Below are 13702 nucleotides of genomic sequence, written 5' to 3'. Positions count from 1 at the left end.
CTCTTTTCAGCTTCCCCGGGTTTGGTGTCGGGAAAAAAAGCGAGCATTGCCGAACACGCCAATCTATTGGTTTGACCGGATCTCCCGGGCGATGGCGTTGACGCGATCCATGATTTCAGGGACATTCAGGGTCAGCATCCGCCGGTTTTTGACCACCTGCCTGCCGGCCACCAGTACATGGCGCACGTCCGCGCCGCAGGCCGCGTAGACGATGTGCGATTCCGGGTGATACAACGGCGTCAGGTGCGGGGCGCGTGCCTCGAGGATGATGACATCTGCCTGCTTGCCGATTTCAAGGGATCCGATGCGGTCCGCCAGGCCGATGGCCCGGGCGCCGTCGATGGTGGCCATGCTGAGCGCACTGCCCGCGCCCAGTGTCGTGGGGTTGCCGGTGGTCAACTTGTGCAGTTTGGCCGCCGTATCCATTTCGCCAAACAGGTCCAGGTTGTTGTTGCTGGCACAACCGTCGGTGCCCAGTGAAACCCTGATGCCCGCCTTCAGCATGCCGGCTACCGGCGCGCTGCCCGAGGCCAGCTTCATGTTGCTTTCCGGGCAATGGGAGACCGCACCGTTCCGTCTGGCGATGATGTCGATGTCGGCATCATCCACCCAGACGCAATGGGCCATCAGGGTGCGACGGTCGATCAGTCCAAGCCGGTCCAGGCGCGCGACGGGCGTCATGCCCCTCTCCTTGAGGGACTGGTCCCGTTCGAACCGGGTTTCGGCCACGTGCACCTGATACAGCAGGCCGGACGCCTCGGCCTCGGCCTTGGCGGCTTTCAAGGTGTCGTCACTGCAGGTGTAGGGTGAATGGCAGAAGATGGACGGGGTGATTAACGGGTTGCCGCCCTTCCACTTATGTGCGTATACCCTGGCGTGGACAATGTTTTGCGCCGGGTCCGGCACCCCGGGTGCCGGAAAATCGATGACGCCCTGGGCCAGTACGGCCCGCATGCCGGTTTCCGCGACGGCCCGGGCCACCGCGTCTTCGTGGAAATATCCCCCGCAGCAGCAGGTGGTGCCGGACAGCAGCAGCTCCGCGCAGGAGAGCAGGGTGCCCCAGTGCACCGTATCTGGCCTGATGAACCGGGCCTCGGCCGGAAAGATGTGGTCGTCGAGCCATTCCTCCAACGGCAGATCGTCGGCCAGGCCGCGGAACAGGGACATGGGCAGATGGGTGTGGGTGTTGACCAGTCCGGGCATGACGATGCCGCCGGCGGCATCGATGGTCAGGCCGGCCCCGGGGGGCGGTGTGCCCGGCCTGCCGGATTCAACGGCCCGGATGACGTCTGCCTCAATGCCGATCCAGCCGTTTTCGATGACCCGCATGTGCCGGTCCACGGTCACCAGGGTGCCGTTATGGATTACCACATCGAAACCCATGCTATCGGCTCCGGATGGTTTCGGCGATCCGGCTGGCATCGGCCATGATTTTTTCAAGGTCCATGTGCATGAGCCGGCGGTCTTTCATCAGCACCCGGCCGTTCACCACGGTGGCGCTGACATCGCTTCCGCCGACGGAATAGACCAGGTGGGACGCCGGGTGATACATGGGCGTCAGGTGGGGCTTGCGGGTGTCGACGACGATAATGTCGGCTTTCTTGCCGGTTTCGATACTGCCGGTGATGCCGTCCAGCCCCAGCGCGCGCGCGCCGTCGATGGTGGCCATGCGCAGCACGGTGGCAGCATTCATCACGGTCGGGTCCAGGCGGCTGGCCTTGTGCAGTTTGGCGGCCATGTCCATCTCGGTGAACAGATCCAGGTTGTTGTTGCTGGAGCAGCCGTCGGTGCCCAGACCGGTGCACACGCCCCGCTCCAGCAGATCGGCCACCGGGGAGACGCCGGATGCCAGCTTCATGTTGCTCTCCGGATTGTGGGACACCCGGACGTCGTGCTGCCCGAGCAGATCCATGTCGGTGTCATCCAGCACCACGCAATGGCAGGCCAGCAGATTGTCCCCCAGCACCCCCAGATTGGCCAGGTGTCCCACCGGCGTGGCACCATAGCGCTTCCGGATGTCCGCCACTTCGCGGCGGGTCTCGGAAAGGTGAATCACCAGGGGCAGGCCGTGCTCGCGGGCGATGTCGGCGGCTTCGGTCAGCAGCTCCGGTGCGCACAGGTAGGGGGAGTGGGGTTCCACGGCAATGGTGATCAGCGGGTCGCCGTGCCAGGCGTCGATCAGGCGGCGGGTGTAGTCGAAGCCTTTTTCGATGGTGCCATAATTGGGCGAGGGGAAGTCGTAGAGCACCTCCCCCACCACCGCCCGCAGGCCGGCAGCCCTGGCGGCGCGGGCCACGGCCTCCTCGAAAAGATACATGTCGCAAAAGCAGGTGGTCCCGGAAAGGATCATCTCCGCACAGGCGAGCAGTGTTCCCGCGTGCACCTTGTGCTTGTCCAAAAGGGCCTCGGCGGGAAAGATGTGGTCGTTGAGCCAGTCCATCAGGGGCAGGTCGTCGGCCAGGCCCCTGAACAGGCTCATGGCGGCGTGGGTGTGCGTATTGACCAGGCCGGGCATGATGATGCCGCCGGCGGCGTCGATGGTGGTTCTGGCCGGTCGCCGGGCAACTTCGGTCGCCGGGCCCACTGCCGTGATCGTATCCGCGGACACGGCCACCGCGCCATGTTGAATGACACGGTCGTCCGGGTCCATGGTCATGACGATGCCGTTGGTGATCAGCAGGTCGGTTTGGGGGGTCATGAACGGGCTCCTGTGCGGATTTGCGCCACCACGGCCCGGATCAGCCGGTTGAGGACGGGGGCCGTCCGGTTGGCCACGGCGATGATGTCCTCCACCGCCGCCGGCAAGGGTTGGTCCGGATTGTTGATATTGGTAATGGTGGACAGGCCCAACACCCGTATGCCGGCATGCACGGCGGCGATGGTTTCCATTACCGTGGACAGCCCCACCGCATCGGCACCGATGGTTTTCAGGTAGCGGATTTCCGCCGGCGTCTCCAGGGACGGTCCCTTCAATCCGGCATAAACACCGCTTTTCAGGGTGATGCCCAAGCCGTCCGCCGCCCGGCGGGAAAATTGAATCAGGGACCGGTCGTAGGCCGCCGTCATGTCGGGAAACCGTGGCCCCCAGTCCTCATTGTTGGGCCCGATCAGCGGGTTTTCGCCGGTCAGGTTGATGTGGTCGCGAATCACCATCAGGTCCCCCTGGCGAAAGGCAGGGTTCATGCCGCCGGCTGCATTGGAAATAATCAGGTGACGAACCCCCAGTGCCTGCATCACCCGGACGGGAAACGTCACGGCGGCGGGGGCGTAGCCTTCGTAGAGGTGGAAGCGCCCCTGCATCACCATCATCGCGTGTCCATCCAGGGTGCCTGCAACCAGCCGCCCGGAATGACCGGCCACCGTGGAGACCGGGAAATGGGGGATGTCGGCGTAATCCATGGTCAACGCGTCATCGAGGGGGCCGACGGCCTCGCCCAGACCGGTGCCGGTAATCATTCCGGTGCCGGGTGGATGGCTGATCTTCGAGCGGATAAACGCTGTGGTTTCAAGGACTTTCTCTTTCAGACGTTCCAATGACGGCCTCCGGTGGTTTCTGGGTGGGGGTCCGACGATACCGGTCATCGCGACATCGATTGGCATCACCGTCCGGGCGGTTGGGTTATAGACCAGCTTTTACGGCTGCGTCAAGCGCTCTCGGAAGGGCGCCGACGGCTATGATATCGTTGACATTTCTATATAATTATGAAATGTTGCCACGCGGTTACCCGCGGTCTGCGCCAATGGCCGTGCAGGTGGCCGATCCGGCGATTGAAAGCGGTTTCGAACGAATTGCATTTTGTGGCCAAAGGAGCGCTGTCGACATGACCGAGAAACACCATCCGCACCATGCGGATATCAACGACGAGATGTGGGCCCGGATTGACGCGGTCATCGACGCCAACAAGGCTGTTTCCGGTGCCGTGATCACCGTTCTCAGAGAGTGCCAGACCATCGCCGGATACCTTCCTGTGGAATTGCTCGACTACATCAGCCAGGGACTCAACCTGCCCGCCAGCAGCGTATACGGTGTGGCTTCCTTTTACTCCCTTTTTTCAATGGTGCCCAAGGGCCGTCACACCATCAGGATGTGCCTGGGGACCGCCTGCTACGTCAAGGGGATCAAAGAAGCCCTGAGCCGCATCGAAAACGAATATCAGCTGAAAGAGGGCGGCACCACCGACGATCGGCGGTTTTCCCTGGAAGCCGTCCGCTGCCTGGGGGCCTGTGGCCTGGCACCGGTGATGGTAGTGGACCAGGACACCTACGGGGATGTCAGTTCCGATAAAGTGATCGAATTGCTCGAAAAATATTCATAACCAGGCTCCTTTGCCCTTAACCCTCATGTTATAAGACATCGTAATTATGAAAATTTCCGAAATCAAAGAAATCCTCAAGGGCCGCATGCTCTGTGGGGAAGACCGGATGGACGCGGTCATCGTCGCCGGTGGTGCGGCGGACCTGATGGAAGATGTTCTGGCTGCCGCGGCCAAGGGCTGCGTCCTGTTGACAGGTGTTACCACGGACCATGTTATCCGGACGTCAAAAATTGTCGGTGTCGAAACCATCGTCATTGTCAGGGGCAAAAACCCGCCCAAGGAATTCATCGAGATGGCCAAATCCTTCGAAATTCCACTGATGGTGACCGAGTATTCGTTGTTTGTGGCTTGCGGGCGACTCTACATGAACGGCATCAGGGGGTTGGACGGTTCCTGGTAAAAACTGCTGGAGACGGGATATGGCGAAACTGACCACTTCGGGTCTGGAAGACATCAGGCAGGCGCAGAAAGAACGGATGGCATTCAGGGACAGGACCTACCTGTTGATCTGCGGCGGCACCGGCTGCCATGCAACGGGTGCCATCCGGGTCAAGGATGCCCTGGTGGCGGCCATCGACGAAAAAGGGCTGGGTGAAAAGGTCCAGGTCATCGAGACCGGCTGCAACGGCTTTTGCGCCATGGGGCCCATCCTGGTGGTGCATCCCGGCGACATCTTCTACCAGAAACTCACCGTGGAGGATATGCCCGAGTTGGTGGAATCCCACCTGGTCAACGGCAAGCCGGTGGAACGCCTGCTATACAAAGATCCCGTGTCCAAGGCCAAAATTGCCGTCCAGACGGAAATTCCATTTTTTGCCCACCAGATGCCGCGGGCCCTGCGCAACAAGGGGCTGATCGACCCCGAAGTCATCGATGAGTACATCGGACGGGACGGATACATCGGTGCGGCCAAGGCGCTGTTCGACATGACCCCCGGGCAGATCATCGAAGAGATGAAGACCTCCGGCATGCGCGGACGCGGCGGTGCCGGGTTTCCCACGGGCGTTAAATGGGATTTTGCCAGCCAGAGTGACGGTGCGGTCAAATATGTGCTCTGCAACGCCGACGAGGGCGATCCCGGGGCTTTCATGGATCGAAGCATCCTCGAGGCCGACCCCCATGCGGTGCTGGAGGGCATGATCATCGCCGCCAGGGCCATCGACGCGCACAAAGGCTATATTTACGCCCGCACCGAATACCCTCTGGCCATCAAGCGGCTGGGCATCGCCATCGACCAGGCCAAGGCCTACGGGCTTCTGGGAGAGCACATTCTGGGATCGGATTTTTCTTTTGACATCGAGATCTACCAGGGTGCCGGCGCCTTTGTCTGCGGTGAAGAGACCGCGCTGATGCGCTCCATCGAAGGCCGGCGCGGCATGCCGCGCCCGCGCCCGCCCTTTCCGGCGCACAAGGGCCTGTGGGAGAAGCCCACCATTCTCAACAACGTGGAAACCCTGGCCAATGTGCCCCAGATCATGGTCAACGGCGGCGCCTGGTATGCCAGCGTGGGCACTGAAAGCAGCAAGGGCACCAAGGTCTTCGCCCTGTCCGGAGACGTGAACAACATCGGCCTGGTGGAGGTGCCCATGGGGACCTCCCTGCGCACGATCATTTACGACATCGGCGGCGGTATTCCCAAGAAAAGAAAATTCAAGGCCGTGCAACTGGGCGGCCCCTCGGGCGGCTGCGTTCCGGAGGCCTATCTGGATACGCCGGTAGACTACGAGGCCATTGCCCGGGTCGGGGCCATCATGGGGTCCGGCGGTGCCATCGTCATGGATGAAAAGACCTGTATGGTTGACATGGCCCGCTTTTTCATGGAGTTCATCCAGGACGAGTCCTGTGGTAAATGCACCCCCTGCCGGGAGGGCACCCGCCGTCAACTCCAGATTCTGGAAAAAATCTGCGAGGGCCGCGGAGAACCGGGCGATATCGACACGCTGATCGAGTTGTCACAGACCATCCGCGAAACCGCCCTGTGCGGGCTGGGGCAGACGGGACCCAACCCGGTGCTTTCGGCCCTGCGGTACTTTCGGGACGAGTTCGAGGCCCACATCCATGAAAAGCGATGTCCGGCCAAACGCTGCGTGGCCCTTCTGAAGTTCGAGGTGGACCCAGAGGCCTGCACCGGTTGCGGGATGTGCTTCAGGGCCTGCCCGGCCGATGCCATCGCCTGGAAGAAAAAGGAAGTGGCCCGCATCGACAAGGATAAGTGTATCAAGTGTCTGACCTGCTACGACAAATGCCGGTTTGACGCCATTTTCTAATTTCGCCTGGTATCACGAAGCGGCCCGGGCGGCATGGCGGGTCAGACGCCGTCGATTCTCAACCGGTCGTCGAGGACCCGGCGACGCCACCACCACCGGTCGCGTCTGAATGCAAGGTGGAATCACAGGAGTGTTGACATGACCATAGCGATTATTCTCATGGGCGGACTGGGACTCGCGGTTGGAATCGGCCTGGCACTGGCCTCCAAAATTTTTTACGTATACGTGGATCCTAAAATCGTTGCCGTCGAGGATGTGCTGCCCGGCGCCAACTGCGGCGGCTGCGGCCTGCCCGGCTGCAGTGCCAATGCCGAAGCGATCGTCGCCGGTCAGGCATCGCCCAATTCCTGCGTGGCCGCCGGTGACGAAACGGCCCTGGCCATCGCCGCTATTCTCGGTGTCAGCGTGGAGGCCAAGGAACCGGACATTGCCCTGCCCGGCTGCACCTATGGGGTGGCCGATGCGGATGTCAAATATACCTACGACGGACTGAACGACTGCCGGGCGGCCGCCCTGCTCGCCGGCGGCATGAAGGTCTGCAACATCGGCTGCCTGGGCCTGGGCACCTGTGCCGCCGCATGCCCCTTCGACGCCATTGTCATGGGGCCCCAGGGGCTTCCCGTGGTGGACGAGGTCAAATGTACCGGTTGCGGCACCTGCGAGCGGGTCTGCCCCAAACACATCATCACCCTGTCGTCGGTGACGAGAAGAATCCTCAAGGAATACACCGCCGAAGACTGCACCACGCCCTGTCAGCGCGCCTGTCCGGCGGGTATCAACATCAGCCTGTACATCCAGCAAATTGTCGACGGCGACTATCACGGATCCGTCCAGACCATCAAGGAACGCAACCCCTTTCCCACGGTGATCGGCAGAATCTGTCCGCGACCGTGTGAGAACGACTGCCGGCGCAAGTACGTGGACGAACCGGTGGCGATCAACTTTTTGAAACGCTTTGCCGCCGATTACGAACGTACCCGGAGCGAACGCATCCAGCCGTTCAAGGCACCGGATACCGGCCGGCGAATCGCCGTGGCTGGCGGGGGGGTCCAGGGCCTTTCGGCCGCTTTTTTCGCGGCCCGGCTGGGCCATGCCGCCACCGTTTTCGAAGGCACGGACCGCCTGGGCGGACTGCTCAATACCGCCATCGCCAAATGCCGGCTGCCGGAAGCGATTCTCCAGTGGGATATCGACGGCATCCTGGAGATGGGCGTGGAAGCCCGGACCGGCCAGATGCTGGGCCGGGACGTTACCGTGGCCGGCCTTCTGGACGAGGGTTACGAAGCGGTCCTGCTCGCCTCGGGCGGCTGGGACAGCCGCCTGGCCCGTGGTGCCGAGAAAACCGTCGAAGCCCCGCTTCCCGGCGGCTTCCTGCTGCTGGATCTCCTGCGTTCAGGCCAGGACGGGCATGGGACGGTGGCCTGCGGCGACGACACAGTGATTTTCGGCGGTGAAGGGCTGGCCGGTGACGCCCTGACCAAAGCCCGCTCCCTGGGTGCCAGGACGATTACCTTTATCTTCAGGACAATGCCTGATGATGCGACTGTGGCGGCCCTGGAAGACGCCGGCGCCCGCGTGGTGTCGGGTGCTGTCACGCGCCTGTCCGGCGACGGAGAGGCGCTCACCGGCATCGAGGTGCTCGATGCGGCAACCGGAGACTCCTTTCCGTTGCCGGCGCAGACACTGGTTTTTTCAGCAGGTCGTTTTCCCGAACTGGTCTTTACCCGCCCGGTCGGTGACGAGGTGGCGCGCCCGACCGCCTGGACAGCCGTACCGCCATACAAACAGCCGGCCCATGCCGACGGGAAGGGGATGTTTGCCGCGGGCGATGCCCTGACCGATTTCAGCGGTGCCATCAAGGCCATCGGTGCCGGCCGCCGGGCCGCCGCCACCGTTCACAAGCTGATTTACGACATTCCCCTGGAACTGTCCGCCAACGTCCTGAAGCCGGATACGGCCATCCAGAACGTGGACCACGTGGAAGCCGTGAAGGCCAGCCGGCGACAGATCATGCCCCTGGCCAGCAGCCGTGACCTGGCTCAGTTGATGGAGCTGGAAAAAGGGTTTGATACGGCAGCTGCACGGAAAGAAGCCGCCCGGTGCCTCAACTGCGGTCTTATCTGTTACCGGGATGCGGACAGCCAGCGGCCGCCGGAACCCATCCGGGACGCGGTCAACGCGTGATCATGGTCATGCCGGTCGATTCAACCAAATAAAGTGAGACGTTTATGGCCACCGAAGAAGGTGTTGTTTTCAAAATGGGAACGGACGGGTCGGGCACTGCGTGGGTAAAAACCACCCGTTCCAGCGCTTGTGCGTCCTGTTCCTCCAGGGATACCTGCCAGGGTGAAGGCGGCGGTAAGGATATGGAAATGAAGGTGGAGGCCATCAACACGGCCGACGCCCGGGTGGGCGACCGGATCGTTTTAAACATCCAGACGTCGTCCCTGTTGAAAGCCACTTTCCTGCTCTACGTCTTCCCGATTCTGGCCATGATTGCCGGTGCGGTGCTCGGGCAGACCGTGGCGGGCATGAGGAGCATGGATCCATCCGGGCTTTCCGCCCTGTTCGGCTTCCTGTTTTTCGGGCTGGCATTCATTGTCATTCGCATCACCGGGCGGCGACTTTCCAAAAATGCCAGCTACAAGCCGGAAATCATCAAGGTCAGGGGACACCAGCCCCTGTCAACAGAAGCGCTGGTCCTGCCGGGAACGGAAGCATAATCCTATGGACCAGATCGTATTCATCTCCAGCAGCAACACCGCTACCTTCAATTGCCCCCAGTGCGGTAAGGCCAAAACAGCGGATGTGAGTCAGTATGCCACGACCGAAAAGAAGATCATGGTCAATTGCACCTGTACCTGCGGCCACCAATTCCGATGCCAGCTGGAAAAGCGGAAGCAATATCGCAAAGGTTCCGATCTGCCGGGGAGATTCACCCTGCTGGGAGAAAGGGGCGCCGAGGACACCGGCCTGGTGAAGGTGGTGGATATCTCCACAACCGGCTTGAAATTGAAAATGACCGTTCCCCGTGCCTTTCCCATCGGGGCTACCCTGCTGATCGAATTCCGCCTTGACGACCGCAAGCGGACGCCCATGGAAAAACGCGTCATCGTCCGCAATGTCAGCGGCCTTTTTGTGGGGGCCTCCTTTCACCCCAACGAGCCGGACGACCCCGCCCTGGGATTCTACCTGATGCCGTGATCGCTTCTGCCGGATGCGTTACGGCCGTTTTTCCCGCTGCGCCCGCATGCATTTCAATCCGTGCCCTGCCCATCAAACTGTGATATAGAACCGGATCCAGAACTGTTATCGAAAACGTTTACTTGACAGGAATGCTGCCGTGACTTTGATTCCGCCTTCCCATAAAACGATTCTTCAACGTGGTGCCGTCAAAGGGTGGCGGGGATTTGTATGGATGTTAAAGATTATCCTGCCGGTCTCCTTTGCCACGTTTCTGCTGGATTATTCCGGCTGGCTCATCCGTATGGACGGGTTTCTGGAACCGCTGATGGGCGCGATCCATCTGCCGGCCATGGCCGCACTGCCGCTGCTGGCCGGACTGCTGACCGGCATTTACGGTGCCATTGCCGCCATGTCGGTCCTGCCGTTTACCGTCGACCAGATGACCCTGATCGCGGTGTTTTTGCTCATCGCCCACAGTCTGATTCAGGAAGGCGTGGTGCAGCACCAGTCCGGCTGCCCCGCATGGATGGCCACCTCTGTCCGGCTGGTGGCTGCTGTGCTGACCGTCACCATGGTGGGTTGGATGCTGGGGCCGGAAACGGTTCAGAAATCCGTCGGCGGCCCGTCGGCGGCACCCCCTGCTGAGTTCTGGCCGGCCATGAAAGGGTGGGCGGCGGCCATGGGCTGGTTGAGTCTGAAAATAATGATCATCATCACGGGCCTGATGATATTCATGGAAATGCTCAAGCAGTACCACCTCATTGAAAAGGTGATGCGCTTCATCGAACCTTTTCTGGGGCTGTTGGGCCTGGATCGGCAGGTGGGCATGCTGTGGATGACGGCCGCGGTTTTCGGGATCACCTACGGCGGCGCGGTCATCGTGGACGAAACCCGGGATCGACGGCTTCCATCGGAACAACTCAAGCCCCTGCACGTGTCCATCGGCATCAACCATGCCATCGTCGAAGACCCGTCGCTGTTCCTGCCCCTGGGCATTCATCCGTTCTGGCTGTGGGTTCCCCGGCTGGTCGCCGCCATGGCCTTTACGCACGCCTACCGGCTATGGCAATGGACGAAAAAACGTCGCCGGCCCGTAACGATGCGTTCAGCACCCGTCGACGGCCGCTGAAATCAGAGCACGCCATACTCAGACGTTACCATGACAAGGAAAAACCCCAGATCCGATCGAACGGTGGACCGGGAACCGATTGCGGCTTCCGGCCACGGTCTGGCTGCCGTTTGGCTGGCTGCCGTCGTCTGGCTGTCAGTTGCCGGCACCGCATGGCCCGATGATCCGCCGATGCCGGCCGGCCAGGCGTTCAAACCGGGTGAACGACTGACCTTTGCCCTGAAATGGACCATTATCCCGGCCGGCGAAGCGGTCCTGGAAGTGCTGCCCCAGGAGCATATGGCAGGGATCGACGCCTATCATTTTGTTTTGACAGCCCGGTCCAATGGCTTTATAGACGCCTTTTACATGATCCGGGACCGCGTCGATGCGTGGTCTGACGTTACGATGAGCCAGTCGCTGCTGTACCGCAAAAAGCAGCATGAGGGCCGAACCCGGCGGGACATCACCGTTTCCTTCGACTGGGAGGCGATGACGGCCCAATACGTCAACAGGGGCCAGGCCCGGGAACCGGTACCCATCTCGGTCGGCACCTTTGATCCCCTGTCCATTTTCTACTGGTCCCGGTCGATGGACCTGGTCGTGGGCGGCCGTATCCAGCGGGCGGTGACCGATGGAAAAAAACACGTACTGGGTGCCGCAGATGTGGTCCGGCGGGAAAGGATACGGGTCCCGGCAGGAATTTTTGACACCCTTCTCATTGAACCGGACCTGGCCCATGTCGGGGGTGTTTTCGAGAAAAGCCCGGATGCCAAAATTCAGCTATGGGTGACTGCGGACCATCGCCGCCTGCCGGTAAAATTGAAAAGCAAGGTGATCGTGGGCAGCTTCTCAGGAGAATTGGTGAGCATGACCGGAACCGGTCCGTCGCCCCGGAATAATGCTTCAATAGAATGACATGGCGGACGATGTGCAGCGATGGCTGCAGGAAAAGACCGCCCGGTGTTGTGCGAAAAATGTTAACCATGACGCCGAAATCCATTTCGTGCCGGATGACCCGCATCCTTCACGTGACAACCCATGCCGGCCGACAACGGGGTGATTACCATCGGCCGGCATCCGGGGTATTGACATCCCCCAACCCTAAAAGGAGAAATTGATGACCTTTGATATGCTCAAAACCGTTATGGTCGCCGCCATTACCCTGATGGCGACCGCCCTGCTCGTTCCCGAAACGATGGTAGCCGCAGACGTACCTGCCGGACGGATCGCCCGGGTCAATGATGCCGACGTCCTTCGCAAGGACCTGGATCGCGAAATGAAACTGGTCTCGCTGAAACTGGCCCGCCAGGGCCGTCCCGTCAATGACGATCAACTGAAACGCTACGAGGGGGACATCCGCGAAACCCTGATCAACCGCACCTTGCTGCTGCAGCAGTCCCAATCCATGGGGATCGACGTCAAAGACAGCCTCGTGGCCAAAGCCCTGGACGAATTCAAGGCTGCATTCAAGGATGAGGCGGGCTACCAGAAGGCCCTGACGGAAATGGGGTTTTCCGAGGAGATGCTCAAAGGTCAGATGAGAAAGGGGCTGACCATCAAAGCCCTCATCGATAAAGCGGTCCTCCAGAAGGTTTCCGTATCTGACCAGCAGGTCCGTACTTTCTACGACGAGAACCCCAACCTGTTCCGCAAACCGGAGCAGGTGAAGGCCTCCCACATCCTTGTACAGGTGCCTGAAAATGCCGATGAAACCAAGCAGGCCAGCGCCCTGGCCACGATTCAGGGGCTGAAGGCACGTGTCGACAATGGGGAGAACTTTGCTGCCCTGGCCCAGGAATATTCGGACTGCCCCAGCAAGGCCAAAGGGGGCGACCTGGGTTTTTTCAGCCGGGAACAGATGGTTCCACCGTTCTCCGACGCCGCCTTTGCCCTCGAGCCCGGCCAGACGAGTGATGTGGTGAAAACCCGATTCGGCTATCACCTGATCCGCGCAACCGAGCACCAGGCGGAGCAGACCATGGCGTTCAACGATGTTAAGGAGGCCATTTCCAAACGCCTGCGCCAGGAAGAGGAAGGGAAAAAGATCGATGCCTACCTTGAGAAGCTGAAGGAACACGCGGATATTCAACGGTTTCCACTGTAGTTTTTCTCTTGACAAGGAATATTTCATTGGCTAATGATTTTTCTCGGATGATATCTTGGCAACCGCAACCCCCTGAACTGACATCTTCTGAGCGACAATCTTCCATGTGCCGGCGTATCGTCTACTAAGGCAAAGGGACATTTAGGAGGGGAACTTTCGAGAAGAGGAGGTCAGTGTTTTGGCGAACGGAACAGTTAAATGGTTCAATGACAAAAAGGGGTATGGCTTTATCAACGAACAAGAGGGCCGGGACATCTTTGTCCACTTTTCCGCCATCGACATGTCGGGATTCAAGACCCTGTCCGAGGGGGACATGGTCATGTTCGATGTGGAGGAGAGCGACCGCGGGCCTGAAGCCAAGAATGTAAAAAAAACAACCTGATTCCATCGCGTCGAATCCAAGCCGGGGCACCCTGTCAACCATTGCAGGATGCCCCGGTTTTTTTCAGGAATTCGTCTGAAACGCGACTTTTGGCGCGCCCATCCATCTTTTGCGGATCGCCATTACCTTTCCCCTTTTTATCGTCATTCCGCTGCACCTGTTTCTCAAAGAAAATATCAGCCTCAACCATTTTTTCTGAATGCAGCTGATTATCACGGGAGTTGTTGCCGTCAATGATGCATCCGGAAAAGGTCCGCCCGCAATGACCAGCCGGGGTCTTAACCGGCCGATGCATTCTCCCGCCATCCACCGTCATTCCGGGATCATGGAAAATAA

General features: G+C 60.4%; 14 protein-coding genes. 10 read left to right on the top strand and 4 right to left on the bottom strand.

Annotated elements, in window-relative coordinates:
* Positions 1–63: 63 nt before the first annotated feature.
* Genes DSCA_RS15570 through DSCA_RS15560 form a run of 3 tightly spaced genes read right to left on the bottom strand, consistent with a single transcriptional unit; the run spans position 64 to position 3534 of the window.
* Entirely contained in the window at positions 64–1383 is a 1320-nt protein-coding gene (locus DSCA_RS15570; protein WP_155317297.1) for an amidohydrolase family protein, read from the bottom strand.
* Between the two features lies 1 nt (position 1384).
* The gene (locus tag DSCA_RS15565; protein WP_155317296.1) at positions 1385–2698 is read right to left on the bottom strand and encodes an amidohydrolase; all 1314 of its coding nucleotides are present in this window, start codon (positions 2696–2698) and stop codon (positions 1385–1387) included.
* Positions 2695–3534: a purine-nucleoside phosphorylase gene (locus DSCA_RS15560; RefSeq protein ID WP_231716505.1), complete on the bottom strand. Its 840-nt coding sequence runs from the start codon at positions 3532–3534 to the stop codon at positions 2695–2697. The genes DSCA_RS15565 and DSCA_RS15560 overlap by 4 nt, the downstream gene beginning before the upstream one ends.
* A gap of 287 nt (positions 3535–3821) precedes the next feature.
* On the opposite strand from DSCA_RS15560, the gene DSCA_RS15555 reads away from it, so the two are divergent.
* From DSCA_RS15555 to DSCA_RS15510, 10 genes are all read left to right on the top strand, one after another.
* Positions 3822–4316 (top strand): NADH-quinone oxidoreductase subunit NuoE family protein, encoded by a 495-nt coding sequence (locus DSCA_RS15555; RefSeq protein ID WP_155317295.1) that lies wholly within the window; start codon positions 3822–3824, stop codon positions 4314–4316.
* Positions 4317–4362: 46 nt separating this feature from the next.
* Positions 4363–4716 (top strand): DRTGG domain-containing protein, encoded by a 354-nt coding sequence (locus DSCA_RS15550; protein ID WP_155317294.1) that lies wholly within the window; start codon positions 4363–4365, stop codon positions 4714–4716.
* A gap of 19 nt (positions 4717–4735) precedes the next feature.
* On the top strand, positions 4736–6583 hold the full coding sequence (nuoF, locus tag DSCA_RS15545; RefSeq protein WP_155317293.1) for an NADH-quinone oxidoreductase subunit NuoF: 1848 nt from the start codon (positions 4736–4738) through the stop codon (positions 6581–6583).
* Between the two features lie 138 nt (positions 6584–6721).
* A complete protein-coding gene (locus tag DSCA_RS15540) occupies positions 6722–8767 on the top strand; it encodes a (Fe-S)-binding protein (RefSeq protein WP_155317292.1) in 2046 nt (681 codons plus the stop codon).
* A gap of 44 nt (positions 8768–8811) precedes the next feature.
* Complete coding sequence (locus DSCA_RS15535; RefSeq protein WP_155317291.1) at positions 8812–9306, top strand: SoxR reducing system RseC family protein; 495 nt, start codon at positions 8812–8814, stop codon at positions 9304–9306.
* Between the two features lie 4 nt (positions 9307–9310).
* Positions 9311–9787, top strand: coding sequence for a PilZ domain-containing protein (locus DSCA_RS15530; protein ID WP_155317290.1), 477 nt, complete (start codon positions 9311–9313; stop codon positions 9785–9787).
* A gap of 214 nt (positions 9788–10001) precedes the next feature.
* On the top strand, positions 10002–10898 hold the full coding sequence (locus DSCA_RS15525) for an iron transporter (RefSeq protein WP_231716504.1): 897 nt from the start codon (positions 10002–10004) through the stop codon (positions 10896–10898).
* Positions 10899–10928: 30 nt separating this feature from the next.
* On the top strand, positions 10929–11795 hold the full coding sequence (locus DSCA_RS15520) for a DUF3108 domain-containing protein (protein WP_155317288.1): 867 nt from the start codon (positions 10929–10931) through the stop codon (positions 11793–11795).
* A 202-nt stretch (positions 11796–11997) separates the two neighbouring features.
* A complete protein-coding gene (locus DSCA_RS15515) occupies positions 11998–12984 on the top strand; it encodes a peptidylprolyl isomerase (RefSeq protein ID WP_155317287.1) in 987 nt (328 codons plus the stop codon).
* 178 nt (positions 12985–13162) lie between these two features.
* The gene (locus tag DSCA_RS15510) at positions 13163–13366 is read left to right on the top strand and encodes a cold-shock protein (protein WP_155317286.1); all 204 of its coding nucleotides are present in this window, start codon (positions 13163–13165) and stop codon (positions 13364–13366) included.
* A gap of 34 nt (positions 13367–13400) precedes the next feature.
* Here DSCA_RS15510 and DSCA_RS15505 read toward each other — a convergent pair whose 3' ends face one another.
* Positions 13401–13682: a hypothetical protein gene (locus DSCA_RS15505; RefSeq protein WP_155317285.1), complete on the bottom strand. Its 282-nt coding sequence runs from the start codon at positions 13680–13682 to the stop codon at positions 13401–13403.
* Positions 13683–13702 lie beyond the last annotated feature (20 nt).

Source organism: Desulfosarcina alkanivorans, from assembly GCF_009688945.1.
Lineage (GTDB): Bacteria > Desulfobacterota > Desulfobacteria > Desulfobacterales > Desulfosarcinaceae > Desulfosarcina > Desulfosarcina alkanivorans.
This window is presented reverse-complemented; position numbering and strand designations above follow the sequence as displayed.